Genomic DNA, 17,767 nt, shown 5'->3' with positions numbered 1-17,767 from the left:
TTTATAAAAAGAAATGAGGCTGAGCAAAAAACCACTTCTAACTAGCAAAAAAACGAGTATTTCCGTAGATGGAGATACTCGTTTTTCTAGGTCATTTTTGTTATCATAAAAACAAAACGACTAGAAATTTATAACAATGTATAAATCCTACAGCATCAATTGCTTAAATTTTGGACTAGATTTTATCTATGATATTTTGAAGATTAATGGAGCTTGAGATGTTTGCTATTTATGGATAGCATACAAAATCATTGTTACTGGCGAGCTCTCTCATGCTTCTGGGGCTGCCTTTCATCTAGTTATTCTTATAAAAATCCGTTTTATACTCAATGAAAAACAAAGAGCAAACTAGGAAGCTAGCCTCAGGCTGCTCAAAGCACTGCTTTGAGGTTGCAGATAAAGCTGATGTGGTTTGAAGAGATTTTCAAAGAGTATTAGACTAATTTCCACTTCGGTCAGGCAAGTGGAAGTTACTTTGAGAAGTTACGGAAATTATCCCTATTTGTAAAACTCTGATAAGTCTTGGCTGATTTTGGAGAAATGTGGTATAATTTTTCTTATGGAAAAGATTATCATTACAGCAACTGCTGAAAGTATTGAACAAGTTAAACAACTGCTCGAATCTGGTGTAGACCGTATCTATGTCGGTGAGAAAGATTTTGGCCTTCGTCTGCCAATAACCTTTAGTTATGACCAATTGCGTGAAATCGCTAAGCTGGTTCATGATGCTGATAAGGAATTGATTGTTGCAGTCAATGCCCTTATGCACCAAGATATGATGGATTGTATCAAGCCTTTCTTAGATTTCTTGGAAGAAATCAAGACAGACTACATTACAATTGGGGATGCAGGTGTCTTTTATGTGGTCAATCGCGATGGTTATTCCTTTAAAACCATCTACGATGCTTCAACCATGGTAACAAGTAGTCGTCAGATTAACTTCTGGGGACAAAAGGCTGGCGCATCTGAGGCTGTTTTGGCGCGTGAAATTCCATCAGCTGAACTTTTCAAAATGCCAGAGATTTTGGAAATTCCTGCCGAAGTTTTGGTGTACGGTGCTAGTGTTATCCATCATTCTAAACGTCCGCTCTTGCAAAACTACTATAACTTTACGCATATCGATGATGAAAAGACCCGTAAGCGTGACCTTTTCTTGGCAGAGCCAAGTGACCCTGAGAGCCATTATTCCATTTTTGAAGACAATCATGGTACCCACATCTTTGCCAACAATGACCTTGATTTGATGACCAAATTGACAGAATTGGTGGAGCATGGTTTTACTCACTGGAAATTAGAAGGTCTCTATACACCTGGTCAGAACTTTGTTGAGATTGCAAAACTTTTTATCCAAGCGCGTAGCTTGATCCAAGAGGGCAACTTTAGCCATGACCAAGCCTTCTTGCTGGATGAAGAAGTTCGCAAGTTACACCCTAAAAACCGTTTCCTTGATACAGGATTTTATGACTACGATCCTGATATGGTTAAATAGAGTAAATAGATAGTTGAGAGAAGGAAGAGACAAACATTTCTTCTCTCAATTTTTCTTATTTCTTCACCATTTTCAAAAAATAAGTAGGCTAGGATGCTCTACTTGATAGGATTTTTAAGCCAAGTAGTGTTCTTGAGTTTGAAAAATATCCCATGTTTGCAGGTGTCAAATGGCTCTTTTTTTGGTATAATTTTTTATAATGAAAACGATTGGTAATCGCTATGTTGTGGTGGATTTAGAGGCAACTAGCACAGGTAGTAAGGCTAAAATTATTCAAGTGGGAATTGTTGTGATTGAGGATGGGAAAATCGTTGATCGCTATACGACGGATGTCAATCCCCATGAACCTTTGGATGCTCATATCAAAGAACTGACAGGATTGACAGACCAACGTCTGGCGCAAGCACCTGATTTTTCGCAAGTTGCCAGAAAAATCTTTGACTTGGTGGAGGATGGGATTTTTGTAGCCCATAATGTTCAGTTTGATGCCAATCTCTTAGCGGAAAATTTATTTTTCGAAGGCTATGAACTAAGAAATCCTCGTGTTGACACGGTAGAATTGGCTCAGGTCTTTTTCCCAGAACTGGAAAAATATAGTTTACCGATTTTGTGTCGAGAATTAGGAATTCCTCTAAAACATGCCCACACAGCCCTTTCAGATGCCCAAGCTACCGCGGAATTACTCTTATTTCTACGAGAAAAGATGACCCAACTTCCTAAAGGACTCTTGGAACGCTTGCTGGAAATGGCTGATGCTCTCCTATATGAGTCCTACTTGGTTATTGAAGAAATTTATCGAAACCAATCTATCCTGACTTCTTCTGATTTGGTTGAAGTTCAAGGACTGTATTTCAAGAAACTTGCAGCTCCAAATAAGCCAAGAAAATTATCTCAAGATTTTTCTAAGAATATTTCTCTGTTGAACCTTGAAGTGAGGGAGAAGCAAGAACGTTTTGCTAAAGAGGTTGGTTTGCTATTGAAAGATGAGCCTGTCTCATTAATTCAAGCGCCGACAGGAATTGGGAAAACTTATGGTTATCTCTTACCCGCTTTGTCCCAAGTGGAAAATCGTCAGATTGTCCTTAGTGTTCCGACAAAGATTCTTCAAAATCAAATCATGGAAGAAGAAGGTAAATGTCTCAAGGAAGTGTTCCATACAGATATTCATAGTTTAAAGGGACCACAGAATTACCTGAAGTTGGATGCCTTTTATCGTTCCTTGCAGGAAAATGATGAAAATCGCTTATTTAGACGCTTTAAAATGCAACTCTTGGTCTGGTTGACAGAGACAGAAACCGGGGATTTGGATGAGATTGGTCAACTCTACCGCTACCAACATTTTCTGACAGACCTTCGTCATGATGGGAATTTATCATCTAAGAGCTTATTTGTGACGGAAGATTTCTGGAAACGTAGTCAGGAAAGAGCAGAGACTTGCAAGCTTTTAGTGACTAATCATGCCTATCTTGTAACTAGACTTGAAGATAATCCTGAATTTGTCAGCGACCGTTTACTGATTATTGATGAAGTTCAAAAAGTTTTGTTGGCTCTAGAAAATCTGCTTCAACAGACCTACGATATCCAGTCTATTATTGATTTAGTTGATAAGGCTTTAGTAGGAGAAGAAAATAGGATTCAACAACGAATACTAGAAAGTATTCGCTTTGAGTGTCTTTACTTGATAGAACAATTTCAATCTGGAAAATCTAGGAAAAGTATCTTAGATTCTCTTTCTAATCTCCATCAGTATTTTTCAGAATTAGAAGTAGAAGGCTTTGAGGAACTGGTTCGCTATTTTACGGCTGAAGGTGATTACTGGCTTGAAGCCACTGAAACGAGTCAAAAGAAAATTCAGATTTCTTCTACAAAATCAGGCCGAATCCTTCTATCTTCCTTAGTGCCTGATTCATGTCAAGTCTTGGGAGTGTCGGCAACTCTTGAGATTAGTCAGAGGGTTTCTTTGGCAGACCTTTTAGGCTATCCTGAAGCCAAATTTGTCAAGATTGAAGCTCATAAAAAACAGGATCAAGAAGTGGTCTTGGTCAAAGATTTCCCTCCAGTAACAGAAACTTCCATAGAAGTCTATGCCAAAGAGGTAGCTGATTTGCTGATGGATGTTCAAGCTTTCCAACAACCAATTTTAGTCTTCTTTACTGCTAAAGACATGCTTTTAGCAGTTTCAGATATGCTTCCTGTAAGTCATCTGGCCCAGTATAAAAATGGGGATGTTCATCAGCTAAAGAAACGCTTTGAAAGAGGAGAACAGCAAATCCTGCTTGGTGCCGCAAGTTTCTGGGAGGGAGTTGACTTTTCAAGTCATCCTTTTGTGATTCAAGTAGTACCAAGACTTCCTTTCCAAAATCCCCAAGAGCCTTTGACGAAAAAGATTAATCAAGAACTAATTCAAGAAGGGAAAAATGCCTTTTATGATTATCAATTGCCGATGGCTATTATTCGTTTAAAACAGGCGTTGGGAAGAAGTATGAGACGTGAACACCAACGTTCCTTAACCCTCATTCTGGATAGGAGAATCGTCGGAAAACGATACGGCAAGCAAATGGTGAATTCTCTAGCAAAAGAAGCGAGCGTTACAACGATCGCTCAATCTGCAGTTGATGAGGCTATTGATAAATTTTTAAATGAACTTTGATAAATAGTATTGTATGAAAGTATAAGGTTAGTGTATATGAAACGTTCTCTTGACTCTAGAGTCGATTATAGTTTGCTATTGCCAGTGTTTTTCCTACTGGTTATCGGCGTGGTGGCTATTTATATAGCCGTTAGTCATGATTATCCAAACAATATTCTGCCCATTTTAGGGCAACAGGTCGCCTGGATCGCCTTGGGACTTGTGATTGGTTTTGTGGTCATGCTCTTTAATACAGAATTTCTTTGGAAAGTGACCCCTTTTCTGTATATTTTAGGCTTGGGACTCATGGTCTTGCCAATTGTCTTTTATAATCCAAGCCTAGTTGCATCAACGGGTGCAAAAAACTGGGTATCGGTAAATGGTGTTACCTTGTTCCAGCCGTCAGAATTTATGAAGATATCCTATATCCTCATGTTGGCTCGTGTGATTGTCCAGTTTACCAAAAAACATAAGGAATGGAGACGCACAGTTCCGCTGGACTTCTTATTGATTTTCTGGATGATTCTCTTTACCATTCCAGTCCTAGTTCTTTTGGCACTTCAAAGTGACTTGGGGACGGCTTTGGTTTTTGTGGCCATCTTCTCAGGAATCGTCTTACTATCAGGGGTTTCTTGGAAAATTATTATTCCAGTATTTGTGACTGCGGTAACAGGAATTGCTGGTTTTCTAGCCATTTTTATCAGTAAGGACGGTCGTGCTTTTCTCCATCAACTGGGGATGCCGACCTACCAAATCAATCGAATTTTGGCTTGGCTCAATCCCTTTGACTTTGCTCAAACAACTACTTATCAGCAGGCTCAAGGACAGATTGCCATTGGAAGTGGTGGATTATTTGGTCAAGGTTTTAATGCTTCGAATCTGCTTATTCCAGTTCGTGAGTCGGATATGATTTTCACGGTGATTGCAGAAGATTTTGGCTTTATTGGCTCAGTCCTTGTTATTGCCCTTTACCTCATGCTGATTTACCGTATGTTGAAGATTACTCTTAAATCAAATAACCAGTTCTACACCTATATTTCTACAGGTTTGATTATGATGTTACTCTTCCACATTTTTGAAAATATCGGCGCTGTGACGGGCTTGCTTCCTTTGACTGGGATTCCCTTGCCTTTTATTTCGCAAGGAGGATCGGCTATTATCAGTAATTTGATCGGTGTTGGCTTGCTTTTATCGATGAGTTATCAAACCAATCTAGCTGAAGAAAAGAGTGGAAAAGTCCGATTCAAGCGGAAAAAGGTTGTATTAAAACGAATCAAATAAGGAGAAAATCATGGTTAAAGTAGCCGTTATGTTGGCTCAGGGCTTTGAAGAAATTGAAGCTTTGACAGTTGTGGATGTTTTGCGTCGTGCAAATATCACTTGTGATATGGTTGGTTTTGAAGAGCAAGTGACAGGTTCGCACGCAATCCAAGTAAGAGTAGATCGTGTCTTTGATGGTGATTTATCAGACTATGACATGATTGTCCTTCCTGGAGGGATGCCTGGTTCTGCACATTTGCGTGACAATCAGGTCTTAATTCAAGAATTGAAAAGCTTCGATAAAGAGGGCAAAAAAATAGCAGCCATTTGTGCAGCGCCGATTGCCCTCAATCAAGCAGGGCTATTGAAAAACAAGCAGTACACTTGCTATGATGGCGTTCAAGAGCAAATTCTTGATGGTCAATACGTCAAGGAAACAGTAGTGGTAGATGGACATTTGACAACTAGTCGAGGTCCCTCGACAGCCCTTGCCTTTTCCTACGAGTTGGTGGAGCAATTAGGAGGAGACGCAGAGGGTTTACGAACAGGGATGCTCTATCGAGATGTCTTTGGTAAAAATCAGTAAAACGGGAGTCAACCTCTCGTTTTTTTATGTGGAAAACTCAGGGAAATCATCGCTTTTTTAACGAAAAAATGGTATAATGAAAGCTATGAAATATCACGATTATATCTGGGATTTAGGTGGAACTTTACTGGATAACTATGAAACTTCAACAGCTGCATTTGTTGAAACATTGGCACTGTATGGTATCACACAAGACCATGACAGCGTCTATCAAGCTTTAAAGGTTTCTACTGATTTTGCGATTGAGACTTTCGCACCCAACTTAGAACATTTTTTAGAAAAGTACAAGGAAAATGAAGCCAGAGAGCTTGAACATCCGATTTTATTTGAAGGAGTTTCTGACTTATTGGAAGACATTTCAAATCAAGGTGGGCGTCATTTCTTGGTTTCTCACAGAAATGATCAGGTCTTGGAAATTTTAGAAAAAACCTCTATAGCAACCTATTTTACAGAAGTGGTCACTTCTAGCTCAGGCTTTAAGAGAAAACCGAATCCTGAGTCCATGATTTATTTGAGAGAAAAATATCAGATTTGCTCTGGTCTTGTCATTGGCGATCGGCCGATTGATATTGAAGCAGGTAAAGCTGCAGGATTGGATACCCACTTGTTTACCAGTATCGTGAATTTAAGACAAGTATTAGACATGTAAGAAAAAGGAATAAGATGACAGAAGAAATTAAAAATCTGCAGGCACAGGATTATGATGCCAGTCAAATTCAAGTTTTAGAGGGCCTAGAGGCTGTTCGTATGCGTCCAGGGATGTATATCGGATCAACCTCAAAAGAAGGTCTTCACCATCTAGTCTGGGAAATTGTTGATAACTCAATCGACGAGGCTTTGGCAGGATTTGCCAGCCATATTCAAGTTTTTATTGAGCCGGATAATTCGATTACTGTTGTTGATGATGGGCGTGGTATCCCAGTCGATATTCAGGAAAAAACAGGCCGACCTGCCGTGGAAACTGTCTTTACTGTTCTGCACGCTGGAGGAAAGTTTGGCGGTGGCGGCTACAAGGTTTCAGGTGGTCTTCACGGAGTAGGGTCATCAGTAGTTAATGCCCTATCCACTCAATTAGACGTTCATGTCCACAAAAACGGTAAAATTCATTACCAAGAATATCGTCGTGGTCGTGTTGTTGCAGACCTTGAGGTGGTTGGAGATACGGATAGAACTGGAACAACGGTTCACTTCACACCAGACCCAGAAATCTTCACTGAAACAACAACATTTGATTTTGATAAATTAAATAAACGGATTCAAGAGTTGGCCTTTCTAAATCGCGGTCTTCAAATCTCCATCACAGATAAGCGCGAAGGTTTGGAACAAACCAAACATTACCATTATGAAGGTGGGATTGCTAGTTATGTTGAATATATCAACGAGAACAAGGATGTAATCTTTGATACACCAATCTATACAGACGGTGAGATGGATGATATCACAGTTGAGGTAGCCATGCAGTACACAACTGGTTACCATGAAAATGTCATGAGTTTCGCCAATAATATTCATACACATGAAGGTGGAACGCATGAACAAGGTTTCCGTACAGCCTTGACACGTGTCATCAACGATTATGCTCGCAAGAATAAGTTACTAAAAGACAATGAGGACAACTTAACAGGGGAAGATGTTCGTGAAGGATTAACTGCGGTGATTTCAGTTAAACACCCAAATCCACAGTTTGAAGGACAAACTAAGACCAAACTGGGGAATAGCGAAGTGGTCAAGATTACCAATCGCCTCTTCAGTGATGCTTTCTCCGATTTCCTCATGGAAAACCCACAGATTGCTAAACGTATCGTGGAAAAAGGGATTTTAGCTGCTAAGGCTCGTGTGGCTGCCAAGCGTGCGCGTGAAGTCACTCGTAAAAAATCTGGTTTGGAAATTTCCAACCTTCCAGGGAAACTAGCAGACTGTTCTTCTAACAATCCTGCTGAAACAGAACTCTTCATCGTCGAAGGAGACTCAGCTGGTGGATCGGCCAAATCGGGTCGTAACCGTGAATTCCAGGCTATCCTTCCAATTCGCGGTAAGATTTTGAATGTTGAAAAGGCCAGCATGGATAAGATTCTTGCTAACGAAGAAATTCGTAGTCTTTTCACAGCCATGGGAACAGGATTTGGAGCAGAATTTGATGTTTCGAAAGCCCGTTACCAAAAACTCGTTTTGATGACCGATGCCGATGTCGATGGAGCCCACATTCGTACCCTTCTTTTAACCTTGATTTATCGTTATATGAAACCAATTCTAGAAGCTGGGTATGTTTATATCGCCCAACCACCAATCTATGGTATCAAGGTTGGAAGCGAGATTAAAGAATATATTCAGCCAGGAGCAGATCAAGAAATTAAACTCCAAGAAGCCTTGACTCGCCATAGTGAAGGACGTGCCAAACCAACCATTCAGCGTTATAAAGGTTTGGGTGAGATGGACGATCATCAGTTATGGGAAACAACAATGGATCCCGAGCATCGCTTGATGGCCAGAGTTTCTGTGGATGACGCAGCTGAGGCAGATAAAATCTTTGATATGTTAATGGGGGATCGAGTAGAGCCTCGTCGTGAATTTATCGAAGAAAATGCCGTCTATAGTACACTGGATGTCTAAAAATCGGGAGAAGTAGTTCCCTTGGTCTAAAAAATATGATATAATCGTTACGATTGTTTCAAGTAAAAAAGGAGTTTAATATGTCTGCTAGACTAGTAATTTATTTAATAATTGCAGTTGCAGTTTTATTGGTCATTGCTTATGCTATCGCAATCTATGTAAGGAAACGCAATGAAAGTAAACTAGCAATTTTAGAAGAGAAAAAAGAAGAACTGTACAATCTTCCAGTTAATGATGAAGTTGAAGCTGTAAAAAATATGCACTTGATTGGACAAAGTCAGGTGACTTTCCGTGAATGGAACCAAAAATGGGTTGATCTATCTCTTAACTCTTTTGCCGATATCGAAAATAATCTTTTCGAGGCAGAAGGTTATAACAACTCATTCCGTTTTTTCAAAGCTAGTCATCAAATTGACCAAATCGAGAGCCAAATTACTTTGATTGAAGAAGATATTGCGGCAATTCGCAATGCATTGGCAGATTTGGAGAAACAAGAGTCTAAAAATAGTGGACGTGTTCTTCATACTTTGGAGTTGTTTGAAGAGTTGCAACACCGAGTTGCTGATCATTCTGAAGAATATGGACAAGGTTTGTCTGAAATCGAAAAACAATTGGAAAATATCCAATCAGAGTTTTCTCAGTTTGTAACTTTAAATTCGTCTGGTGACCCAGTAGAAGCTGCTGTGATTTTGGATAATGCTGAAAATCATATCTTGGCTTTGACACATATTGTTGATCGTATACCAGCAGTTGTAACAACATTATCTAAAGAGCTACCTGATCAGCTGGAAGATTTAGAAGATGGCTACCGTAAGCTTTTAGATGCTAATTATCATTTTGCTGAAACGGATATCGAAGCTCGTTTCCAATTGCTTCATGAAGCTCTCAAGAAAAATCATGAGAATATTGCGCAACTAGAATTGGATAATGCCGAGTACGAAAATACTCAAATCCAAGAAGAGATTAATGCACTTTACGATATCTTTACAAGAGAAATTGCGGCACAGAAAGTGGTAGAAGGTTTTGTAGCAACACTTCCTACTTATCTGCAACATATGAAGGAAAATAATGCTTTATTGATAGAAGATATTGAGCGTTTGAGTAAGAACTATTTACTTTCTGAGTCAGATGCAAGTCATGTTCGTCGTTTACAGGGTGAATTAGAAAACTTTGAGACTGCTATTGTTGAGGCAACTTCAAATCAAGATGAACCAACTCAAGCTTATTCAATTCTTGAAGAGAATCTTGAATCTTTACAGGAAAATCTTAAAGAGATTGAAGATGAACAGATTTCAGTTAGTGAACGTCTTGCACGAATTGAGAAAGATGATATCAATGCACGTCAAAAGGCAAATGTATATGTTAATCGTCTCCATACAATCAAGAGATATATGGAAAAACGGAACCTACCTGGTATTCCACAAACTTTCTTGAAGTTATTCTTTACAGCAAGTAATAATACGGAAGATTTAATGGCTGAATTAGAACAAAAATTGGTCAATATAGAGTCAGTTAACCGTGTTTTGGAAATTGCAACGAATGATATGGAAGCTTTAGAAACGGAAACTTATAATATTGTTCAGTATGCAACCTTGACAGAGCAACTCTTACAATATTCTAACCGTTACCGCTCATTTGATGAACGCATTCAAGAAGCCTTTAATGAAGCTTTGGACATTTTTGAGAAAGAATTTGATTATCACGCTTCATTTGACAAGATTTCTCAAGCATTGGAAGTGGCAGAGCCTGGTGTAACCAACCGTTTTGTTACTTCATATGAAAAAACACGTGAGACAATTCGTTTCTAAAATAATAAAAAAGATTTGATTTTGTGAGAAGCAGAACCAAATCTTTTTTATTATTTGTCTATAAAATCTTGTATGATGAGATCTCAAGATAAAAAATTGGAGACGATTTAAAAAGCAAGTCAGAACCTATGTTTGGTCTAGAAGGTTCAATAGCTTTCTAATCTCTCCAAAATTTTATTTGATTGGAATCGAAATCCCAATTAATTTTTCTGAGTAGAGTGTTTTGATATTGGCCTCATCAATAGAGTCCTTATCAATTTTACGTTTCAAGAAAAATTCTTGGATGGCTTCGATTTCGGTTTCGCGAATAGCACGGTGTTTATTTGAAATGAGGATTTCATAGTGAAGCGGAGCTTGGGTAAAAATAACATCAGTATTTCCAGCAGAATAGACCTCAACAAGGGTTGCATCTGTACTTTCTAGCTGGCTTTTTACAAGTTGCGAGTGTGAGTTTGTCGTATTGATAAGCTTCATAACATTTCCTCCGATTTTCTAGTTCTATTATAGCACTTTTTGAATAAAGTCGCTTGATTTAGTCAATCTTATGCTGTTTTTTCCAAGATTGGATGGCCCATTTATGGCTACCACGTTTGAGATTTTCAATAGCCTCGTCAATAGGGAACCAGGCAATATGATTAAAGTCTTCTAGTGGTTTTTGAACTTCCTTGAAAGAGGTAGCTTCATAGAGGTAAGCAGGATTGTAGTAGTAGGTGTCACGGTGACGAGAGTAGAAATATTCGTCAGCTTGTCCGTAATAGGTACCAATTTCAGCAGTGAATCCAAGCTCTTCAATCAATTCACGTTTTAGGGCTTCCTGATGATTTTCACCTGCTTCAATTTCACCACCTGGTAAGAACCAAGCGCCATTAGGTGCTTGAACAAGAACAATTTGTTTTTGTTCAGCGTCAGGGATAACTGCATACACTCCATAGCGTGCAACATAATTTGTATTCGCTTTTTTTTCTCCGAAAGTTGGGTTTGACATTGCATTTTCCTCATTATCTAGTATCGTTATTATTATCTTAATGGACAAAGGGCAAGCTGTCAAGAAATTACAGTTATTTTAGTAAAAAAGAAGCAGAAAATTTTCATTTTCTACTCCTTTTCTATAGGATTTATTTTTCTGTTTCAGAAATTTTCACTTCAGCTTTTTTGGCAGACTTAATTTGAATCTTGCCCTTGCTGGTCATAACTGCCTTGAGGTCTTTTTCGCTTGGATTTTCAAGGTAGTAGTCAGTGATTGCGTCCTCTATATAGTCTTGAATGGTACGACGAAGTGGGCGGGCTCCCATTTTTGGATCATAGCCGAGGTCAACCAATTTTTCCTTGACCTTGTCTGTCACATCTAAATGAATGTTGTTGCTGGAGAGTCGCTTGTTAACATCAGCTAGCATGAGCTCGACAATCTGAAGGAGATTATCCTTGCTGAGAGCTTTGAGCTCAATGATGCCGTCAAAACGGTTCATAAATTCTGGGCTAAAGAAGTTACCGAGTTCACCAAGAACAGAGTTGGTACGTCCTTCGCGAGCTGCCCCGAAACCAACGCTGGCTTCGGCCTTACCTGTACCTGCATTTGAGGTCATGATAATAATGGCATCCTTAAAGCTGACGGTACGTCCTTGCCCATCTGTTAAACGACCATCGTCCAAGACTTGAAGGAACATATGCATGACATCTGGATGGGCTTTTTCTACTTCATCTAAGAGAATAAGAGAGTAGGGATTACGTCGGACTTTTTCAGTTAATTGCCCAGCCTCATCGTAGCCAACATAACCTGGAGGGGCGCCGACCAACTTAGCAACGCTGTGTTTTTCCATGTATTCACTCATATCAAAGCGAATCATGCTGTCAGCAGAACCAAAAAGTTCAATGGCTAGTTGTTTGGAAAGTTCTGTCTTACCGACACCAGTTGGCCCAACGAAGAGGAAGCTTCCAATGGGGCGGTTAGGGGTCCCAAGTCCAACACGATTACGGCGAATAGCCTTGGCAATCTTATCGACAGCATCGTCCTGTCCAATAACATGAGACTTGAGGTCTTCAGCTAGATGGATGAGTTGAGATTGTTCTTTCTCTTTCAAATCCCCAACAGGGATATTTGTTTTCTGCTCGATAATGTGTTCAATTGTTTTCTCACTGATGATAGGAGTATCTTTGTCAGTAACCTTTTTCTTTTGCATTTCCTTATACTTGGCAATCTGATCGCGGAAGTAGGCGGCCTTCTCGAAATCTTCCTCTCGTGTAGCTTGAGATTTGAGATTTTCAGCCTCAATCAAGCGCTGATCAATCACTTTAGGATCTACAAAATTCAAGGTTAAGTTCATCTTAGAACCTGCTTCATCTAGGAGGTCAATGGCCTTGTCAGGTAAGAAGCGATCTTGGATGTAGCGGTTGGAAAGAGTTGCAGCTGCTTCAATTGCGACATCGGTATACTGAACGTGGTGGTAGTCTTCGTATTTCTTTTGAATGCCTTTGAGAATAGTGATTGTTTCTTCTACGGTCGGTTCATCGACCTTAACAGGTTGCATACGACGCTCTAGGGCAGCATCTTTTTCAATGATACGGTATTCATTGAGAGTAGTGGCACCGACCAGTTGCAGTTCCCCACGAGCAAGGGCTGGCTTAAGGATATTTCCTGCATCCATATTGCCATCGCCCGCAGAACCAGCACCGACAATTTCATGGATTTCATCGATAAAGAGGATGATATCATCACGTTTGCGAATTTCTTCCATGAGTTTTTGCATACGTTCTTCAAATTGACCACGGATACCCGTTCCTTGAACCAAGCTAACCACATCCAGACGGATGACTTGTTTACCTTGGAGTTTATGTGGAACATCGCCATCAACAATTTTCTGAGCTAGACCTTCGACAACGGCAGTTTTTCCGACACCAGGCTCACCGATAAGAACAGGATTATTCTTGGTTCTACGATTGAGAATCTCGATGACACGGATAATCTCATCGTCGCGCCCAATAACGGGGTCGATATCGCCACGACGGGCAATCTCGGTTACATTAATACCAAATTCTTCTAGCAGGCCTTTTTCTTGGCTTGGAGACGGAGTTTGAGCAGATCCACGATTTTGGGAACCATAACCGCCGTTTCCACCGTAACCTCCACCTGATTGGGTTGGAGGAGTCGGAGGAGTGTTGTTAGAAGGTCTGAAATTGTTTAGATCATTGAAGAAATCACCAAAGGGATCGAAGTCACGATTGTTCAAATCCGTCATACCTTTAAAGAGACTATTGTTAGGATCAGTCTTGATAATCTTGTAGCAGTTTTGACAGAGGTCAATTTGTTTTTGTTTTCCATTGAGATTGGTGTAAAGATGAATTGTTGAGTCGTTGATTTTACAGTTTTGACAAAGCATACATCTACCTCATTTCTTTCTTTAGCCTGACCTGTTTAAAGGTCAAAAATAGTCAAATTTCTATACTCTCATTATAACAGGATTGGACTGTAAAGCAAGTAAAAAGATTGCAGCTTTGAGAAGTTGTTACTATGAAAATCTTTGTGAATTTGGACTATAAAAAAATCCTATTTGTGAGACAAAAAGGATTTTGGTTAGACATGCAGGGTGTAATCCCGGCTTGTTTTAGATTAGTAGAGAAGTTCGTAAATCTCCATTGCAATCAAGTCAATGCTATCAAAAGTATACGTTTCGCGAGCTTCTACATCACGAAGGGTAAAGATTGACCCGTTTTCTTCGTCGTGGCTATATGCAACTTCTGCAACAACAACTCCTTCGCGTTCAAAATTACGTTTTAAATTTCCGCCGTCTTTTGCCATTGCTTCAAGACGGTTGATGATTCTAACCAAATGTGATTCCATTTTGATTCTCCTTCATTTCTTATCGTTACTATTTTACCATAAAGGAGGCCAACTTGACTAGAAAAAACTAAGATTTCTCGCTAATTCTACTAGCTTAAAGTTTTTTTGAATAAATTGGATAAAAGATTTGAATTTTAATTCAATACATGTTATAATCATACAGTATTCTATTTTAGAAAGCAGTGTGACTATGAATTTTTCTTTTTTACCTAAGTATTTACCTTATTTTAACTATGGGGCTGTCGTGACGGTTCTCATTTCTATCTGTGTTGTCTTTTTGGGAACTATTTTGGGTGTTGTCTTGGCTTTTGGGAAATGTTCAAAGTTTAAACCGCTTGTCTGGCTGGCCAACTTGTACGTTTGGATTTTCCGTGGAACACCGATGATGGTTCAGATTATGATTGCCTTTGCCCTTATACATATCAATGCTCCGACTATTCAGGTTGGGATTTTGGGTGTTGATTTTTCTCGTCTGATTCCAGGGATTTTGATTATCTCTATGAACAGTGGTGCTTATGTTTCTGAGACTGTTCGTGCCGGAATCAATGCTGTTCCAAAAGGTCAGCTAGAGGCGGCTTATTCGCTAGGGATTCGTCCTAAAAATGCGATGCGCTATGTGATTTTGCCACAAGCTATCAAAAATATCTTGCCAGCATTGGGGAACGAATTTATCACCATTATAAAGGACAGCTCCCTCTTATCAGCTATTGGGGTCATGGAGTTGTGGAATGGGGCTACAACAGTTTCTACAACAACCTATCTACCTCTGACCCCACTTTTATTTGCAGCCTTTTACTACTTGATTATGACTTCTATTTTGACAGTAGCCTTGAAAGCTTTTGAAAAACGTATGGGACAAGGAGATAAGAAATAATGACAGAAACCTTGATAAAAATCGAAAATTTACATAAATCATTTGGAAAGAATGAAGTATTGAAGGGCATCAACCTCGAGATTAAAAGAGGAGAAGTTGTCGTTATCATCGGTCCTTCAGGGAGTGGGAAATCTACCTTGCTTCGCTCTATGAATTTGTTGGAAGAAGCAACCAAAGGGAAGGTTATCTTTGAAGGAGTCGATATTACGGACAAGAAGAATGACCTGTTTGCCATGCGTGAGAAGATGGGCATGGTTTTTCAACAATTTAATCTCTTTCCTAATATGACTGTGATGGAAAATATTACCTTGTCACCTATCAAGACCAAAGGTGAAAGCAAGGCAGTGGCTGAGAAGAGAGCCCAAGAGTTGTTGGAAAAAGTTGGTTTGCCAGATAAGGCAGATGCTTATCCACAGAGTCTGTCGGGTGGACAGCAACAACGGATTGCCATCGCGCGTGGTTTGGCAATGGAACCAGATGTTTTGCTCTTTGATGAGCCAACTTCAGCCTTGGACCCTGAAATGGTTGGAGAAGTTCTAGCTGTTATGCAAGACCTTGCCAAGTCAGGAATGACTATGGTTATCGTAACACATGAGATGGGATTTGCCCGTGAGGTAGCAGATCGTGTTATCTTTATGGCAGACGGTGTGGTTGTTGAAGATGGGACACCTGAGCAGATTTTTGAACAAACCCAAGAACAACGGACTAAAGACTTCTTGAGTAAGGTTTTATAATCTATTTTGAAATTTGCAAGACAAGATTAGTGAAAAGCTCGACCAGAGCTTTTTCTTATAGTTTGAAACTATAGGATTGCCTAGGAAAGAAGTGTTAGAGGGAACTAGCAGTTTTTGGTATAATGGAAGATATTTGAAAGAAAAGAGAAGTGATATGACACAGATTATTGATGGGAAAGCTTTAGCGGCCAAATTGCAGGGGCAGTTGGCTGAAAAGACTGCAAAATTAAAGGAAGAAACAGGTCTAGTGCCTGGTTTGGTAGTGATTTTGGTGGGAGACAATCCAGCAAGCCAAGTTTACGTTCGCAACAAGGAACGTTCTGCCATTGCGGCTGGTTTTCGTAGCGAAGTAGTGCGAGTTCCAGAGACTATTACTCAAGAGGTGCTGTTAGATTTGATTGCTAAATACAATCAAGATCCAGCTTGGCATGGGATTTTGGTCCAGTTGCCATTACCAAAACATATCGATGAAGAGGCGGTTTTATTAGCCATTGACCCAGAAAAGGATGTGGATGGTTTCCATCCCTTAAACATGGGACGTCTTTGGTCTGGACATCCAGTTATGATTCCATCAACACCTGCAGGAATTATGGAAATGTTTCATGAATATGGGATTGACTTGGAAGGTAAAAATGCGGTCGTAATCGGCCGTTCAAATATTGTCGGTAAACCCATGGCCCAGTTGTTATTAGCTAAGAATGCAACAGTGACCTTGACTCACTCACGCACCCATAATCTTGCTAAGGTGGCTGCGAAAGCAGATATTCTTGTAGTCGCAATCGGTCGTGCTAAGTTTGTGACTGCTGACTTTGTCAAACCAGGTGCGGTTGTCATTGATGTCGGTATGAACCGCGATGAAAATGGCAAGCTCTGTGGAGATGTTGACTATGAGGCAGTTGCCCCACTTGCTAGCCACATCACACCAGTTCCTGGAGGCGTTGGTCCTATGACCATTACTATGCTAATGGAGCAAACTTATCAAGCAGCACTTCGGACATTGGATAGCAAATAAAAGAAACATTCGCGGAAGATAGTATATTTTCTATAGCTATATCTAAAATGGCAGAAATGAGTATTAAATTTTAGATATAAGATTACAAAAGGAGGTCTGAGCCTCCTTTTTGTTGTATAATAGAGTGAGGTGATTAGATGATTTTAAAAATTTATAATGGAGAATATAGTTTACAATGGGATGGGATATACTACTTAGCACTAATTGATTATCCAAATATTCAAGAGTGGGAATTAGAAAAAATTGCTAAATTTATAGCTTACGAAAAACTTCATAAACGTCAAACAAGTATTGAGTGTGCTGATTCTTGTTTAAAAAAAGAAATTTTAGATTACATCTGTCAGCATCCCTTTCTGCCACCATTTACCCCTACAGATAAAAGAGTAGCCTCAACTTATGATCTACATAAGAGGTTAGTGACTTCAGACTACTGTAGTCATACTACGACTATAGATGCAGCGATTTCTATCTTTAAAACAGGTCTGCTCTTATCTGCTGTGAAAGCCTTTGGGCGAGATGTTGAGGAGTTGGTTTTGGATAGTCGAAATGCTGCATCGGATCCGATAGATTATTTTGACTATGTCATGTTAGGGTGGTCAAATACAAGTTCTGGTTATCGATTAGCGATGGAGCGTTTTTTAGGTCGAGCTCCTTCAGAGAAAGAATTACAAGACAAGTTTATTCCTGGAGTGAGTTTTCATTTTATCTATACAGATTTGATTAAAGTTACTGGTTATATTTTTGATGGCTACCATGTTGCAAAAATTAAGGACATGTTGAATTTATTTAGTAGACTTGTTCGGTAACTCAAAAGTGGTATACTAAAGCTATGGAAACAACATACGAAAAAGCCTTAAAATTAAACTCAGAGAATTTCAAATTGTTGATAGGTGTTAAAAAAGCGACGTTTCAACTGATGCTTGATTGTCT

14 protein-coding genes and 2 pseudogenes are annotated in these 17,767 nt (G+C 39.5%); 12 read left to right on the top strand and 4 right to left on the bottom strand.

Features of this window, described 5'->3' with window-relative positions:
• The first annotated feature begins 559 nt into the window (after positions 1 to 559).
• From FGQ53_RS03780 to ezrA, 7 genes are all read left to right on the top strand, one after another.
• Positions 560 to 1,489: a peptidase U32 family protein gene (locus FGQ53_RS03780; protein ID WP_138335886.1), complete on the top strand. Its 930-nt coding sequence runs from the start codon at positions 560 to 562 to the stop codon at positions 1,487 to 1,489.
• A gap of 199 nt (positions 1,490 to 1,688) precedes the next feature.
• On the top strand, positions 1,689 to 4,139 hold the full coding sequence (locus FGQ53_RS03775) for a bifunctional DnaQ family exonuclease/ATP-dependent helicase (RefSeq protein WP_138335884.1): 2,451 nt from the start codon (positions 1,689 to 1,691) through the stop codon (positions 4,137 to 4,139).
• Between the two features lie 36 nt (positions 4,140 to 4,175).
• Positions 4,176 to 5,399, top strand: coding sequence for an FtsW/RodA/SpoVE family cell cycle protein (locus FGQ53_RS03770; protein ID WP_138335882.1), 1,224 nt, complete (start codon positions 4,176 to 4,178; stop codon positions 5,397 to 5,399).
• Positions 5,400 to 5,409: 10 nt separating this feature from the next.
• Positions 5,410 to 5,964, top strand: a complete 555-nt coding sequence (locus FGQ53_RS03765; protein WP_138335880.1) for a DJ-1 family glyoxalase III — start codon at positions 5,410 to 5,412, stop codon at positions 5,962 to 5,964.
• 85 nt (positions 5,965 to 6,049) lie between these two features.
• On the top strand, positions 6,050 to 6,613 hold the full coding sequence (locus FGQ53_RS03760; protein ID WP_171019072.1) for an HAD family hydrolase: 564 nt from the start codon (positions 6,050 to 6,052) through the stop codon (positions 6,611 to 6,613).
• 14 nt (positions 6,614 to 6,627) lie between these two features.
• Complete coding sequence (gene gyrB, locus FGQ53_RS03755; RefSeq protein ID WP_138335876.1) at positions 6,628 to 8,574, top strand: DNA topoisomerase (ATP-hydrolyzing) subunit B; 1,947 nt, start codon at positions 6,628 to 6,630, stop codon at positions 8,572 to 8,574.
• Between the two features lie 80 nt (positions 8,575 to 8,654).
• On the top strand, positions 8,655 to 10,382 hold the full coding sequence (ezrA, locus tag FGQ53_RS03750) for a septation ring formation regulator EzrA (RefSeq protein WP_138335874.1): 1,728 nt from the start codon (positions 8,655 to 8,657) through the stop codon (positions 10,380 to 10,382).
• Positions 10,383 to 10,556: 174 nt separating this feature from the next.
• Here ezrA and FGQ53_RS03745 read toward each other — a convergent pair whose 3' ends face one another.
• The 4 genes from FGQ53_RS03745 to FGQ53_RS03725 form a co-directional block, all read right to left on the bottom strand.
• Positions 10,557 to 10,856 carry a DUF1827 family protein gene (locus FGQ53_RS03745; protein WP_000767197.1) on the bottom strand — a complete coding sequence of 100 codons (300 nt, stop codon included), beginning with the start codon at positions 10,854 to 10,856 and terminating at the stop codon, positions 10,557 to 10,559.
• Between the two features lie 58 nt (positions 10,857 to 10,914).
• Positions 10,915 to 11,367 (bottom strand): NUDIX hydrolase, encoded by a 453-nt coding sequence (locus FGQ53_RS03740; RefSeq protein WP_138335872.1) that lies wholly within the window; start codon positions 11,365 to 11,367, stop codon positions 10,915 to 10,917.
• Positions 11,368 to 11,497: 130 nt separating this feature from the next.
• Positions 11,498 to 13,756: an ATP-dependent Clp protease ATP-binding subunit gene (locus tag FGQ53_RS03735; RefSeq protein WP_138335870.1), complete on the bottom strand. Its 2,259-nt coding sequence runs from the start codon at positions 13,754 to 13,756 to the stop codon at positions 11,498 to 11,500.
• A gap of 230 nt (positions 13,757 to 13,986) precedes the next feature.
• Positions 13,987 to 14,217, bottom strand: a complete 231-nt coding sequence (locus FGQ53_RS03725; protein WP_000443570.1) for a DUF1797 family protein — start codon at positions 14,215 to 14,217, stop codon at positions 13,987 to 13,989.
• 190 nt (positions 14,218 to 14,407) lie between these two features.
• Between FGQ53_RS03725 and FGQ53_RS03720 the strand changes: the two genes are divergently transcribed.
• The 5 genes and pseudogenes from FGQ53_RS03720 to FGQ53_RS03700 form a co-directional block, all read left to right on the top strand.
• Positions 14,408 to 15,091 (top strand): amino acid ABC transporter permease, encoded by a 684-nt coding sequence (locus tag FGQ53_RS03720; RefSeq protein ID WP_138335868.1) that lies wholly within the window; start codon positions 14,408 to 14,410, stop codon positions 15,089 to 15,091.
• Positions 15,091 to 15,825, top strand: a complete 735-nt coding sequence (locus FGQ53_RS03715; protein WP_000140954.1) for an amino acid ABC transporter ATP-binding protein — start codon at positions 15,091 to 15,093, stop codon at positions 15,823 to 15,825. The genes FGQ53_RS03720 and FGQ53_RS03715 overlap by 1 nt, the downstream gene beginning before the upstream one ends.
• Before the next feature lie 154 nt (positions 15,826 to 15,979).
• Positions 15,980 to 16,837 carry a bifunctional methylenetetrahydrofolate dehydrogenase/methenyltetrahydrofolate cyclohydrolase gene (locus FGQ53_RS03710; RefSeq protein WP_171019071.1) on the top strand — a complete coding sequence of 286 codons (858 nt, stop codon included), beginning with the start codon at positions 15,980 to 15,982 and terminating at the stop codon, positions 16,835 to 16,837.
• Positions 16,838 to 16,974: 137 nt separating this feature from the next.
• Positions 16,975 to 17,634: pseudogene (locus FGQ53_RS03705) on the top strand (phosphate ABC transporter ATPase); the annotation flags it as partial.
• 32 nt (positions 17,635 to 17,666) lie between these two features.
• Positions 17,667 to 17,767, top strand: a pseudogene (locus FGQ53_RS03700) (IS5/IS1182 family transposase); the annotation flags it as partial.

Origin of the sequence: Streptococcus mitis (assembly GCF_005844455.1) — a bacterium.
GTDB lineage: Bacteria > Bacillota > Bacilli > Lactobacillales > Streptococcaceae > Streptococcus > Streptococcus mitis_BF.
Note: the sequence above shows the minus strand (reverse complement) of the source record. Positions and strands in the feature narration are given on the sequence as shown.

Excerpts from the sequence above, each read along its gene's own strand:
- FGQ53_RS03725 (WP_000443570.1), bottom strand. The coding sequence starts at position 14,217 with ATGGAATCACATTTGGTTAGAATCATCAACCGTCTTGAAGCAATGGCA.
- FGQ53_RS03770 (WP_138335882.1), top strand. The coding sequence starts at position 4,176 with ATGAAACGTTCTCTTGACTCTAGAGTCGATTATAGTTTGCTATTGCCA.
- FGQ53_RS03735 (WP_138335870.1), bottom strand. The coding sequence starts at position 13,756 with ATGCTTTGTCAAAACTGTAAAATCAACGACTCAACAATTCATCTTTAC.
- FGQ53_RS03740 (WP_138335872.1), bottom strand. The coding sequence starts at position 11,367 with ATGTCAAACCCAACTTTCGGAGAAAAAAAAGCGAATACAAATTATGTT.
- FGQ53_RS03780 (WP_138335886.1), top strand. The coding sequence starts at position 560 with ATGGAAAAGATTATCATTACAGCAACTGCTGAAAGTATTGAACAAGTT.
- FGQ53_RS03775 (WP_138335884.1), top strand. The coding sequence starts at position 1,689 with ATGAAAACGATTGGTAATCGCTATGTTGTGGTGGATTTAGAGGCAACT.
- FGQ53_RS03760 (WP_171019072.1), top strand. The coding sequence starts at position 6,050 with ATGAAATATCACGATTATATCTGGGATTTAGGTGGAACTTTACTGGAT.
- FGQ53_RS03765 (WP_138335880.1), top strand. The coding sequence starts at position 5,410 with ATGGTTAAAGTAGCCGTTATGTTGGCTCAGGGCTTTGAAGAAATTGAA.
- gyrB (WP_138335876.1), top strand. The coding sequence starts at position 6,628 with ATGACAGAAGAAATTAAAAATCTGCAGGCACAGGATTATGATGCCAGT.
- FGQ53_RS03720 (WP_138335868.1), top strand. The coding sequence starts at position 14,408 with ATGAATTTTTCTTTTTTACCTAAGTATTTACCTTATTTTAACTATGGG.
- FGQ53_RS03745 (WP_000767197.1), bottom strand. The coding sequence starts at position 10,856 with ATGAAGCTTATCAATACGACAAACTCACACTCGCAACTTGTAAAAAGC.
- FGQ53_RS03715 (WP_000140954.1), top strand. The coding sequence starts at position 15,091 with ATGACAGAAACCTTGATAAAAATCGAAAATTTACATAAATCATTTGGA.
- ezrA (WP_138335874.1), top strand. The coding sequence starts at position 8,655 with ATGTCTGCTAGACTAGTAATTTATTTAATAATTGCAGTTGCAGTTTTA.
- FGQ53_RS03710 (WP_171019071.1), top strand. The coding sequence starts at position 15,980 with ATGACACAGATTATTGATGGGAAAGCTTTAGCGGCCAAATTGCAGGGG.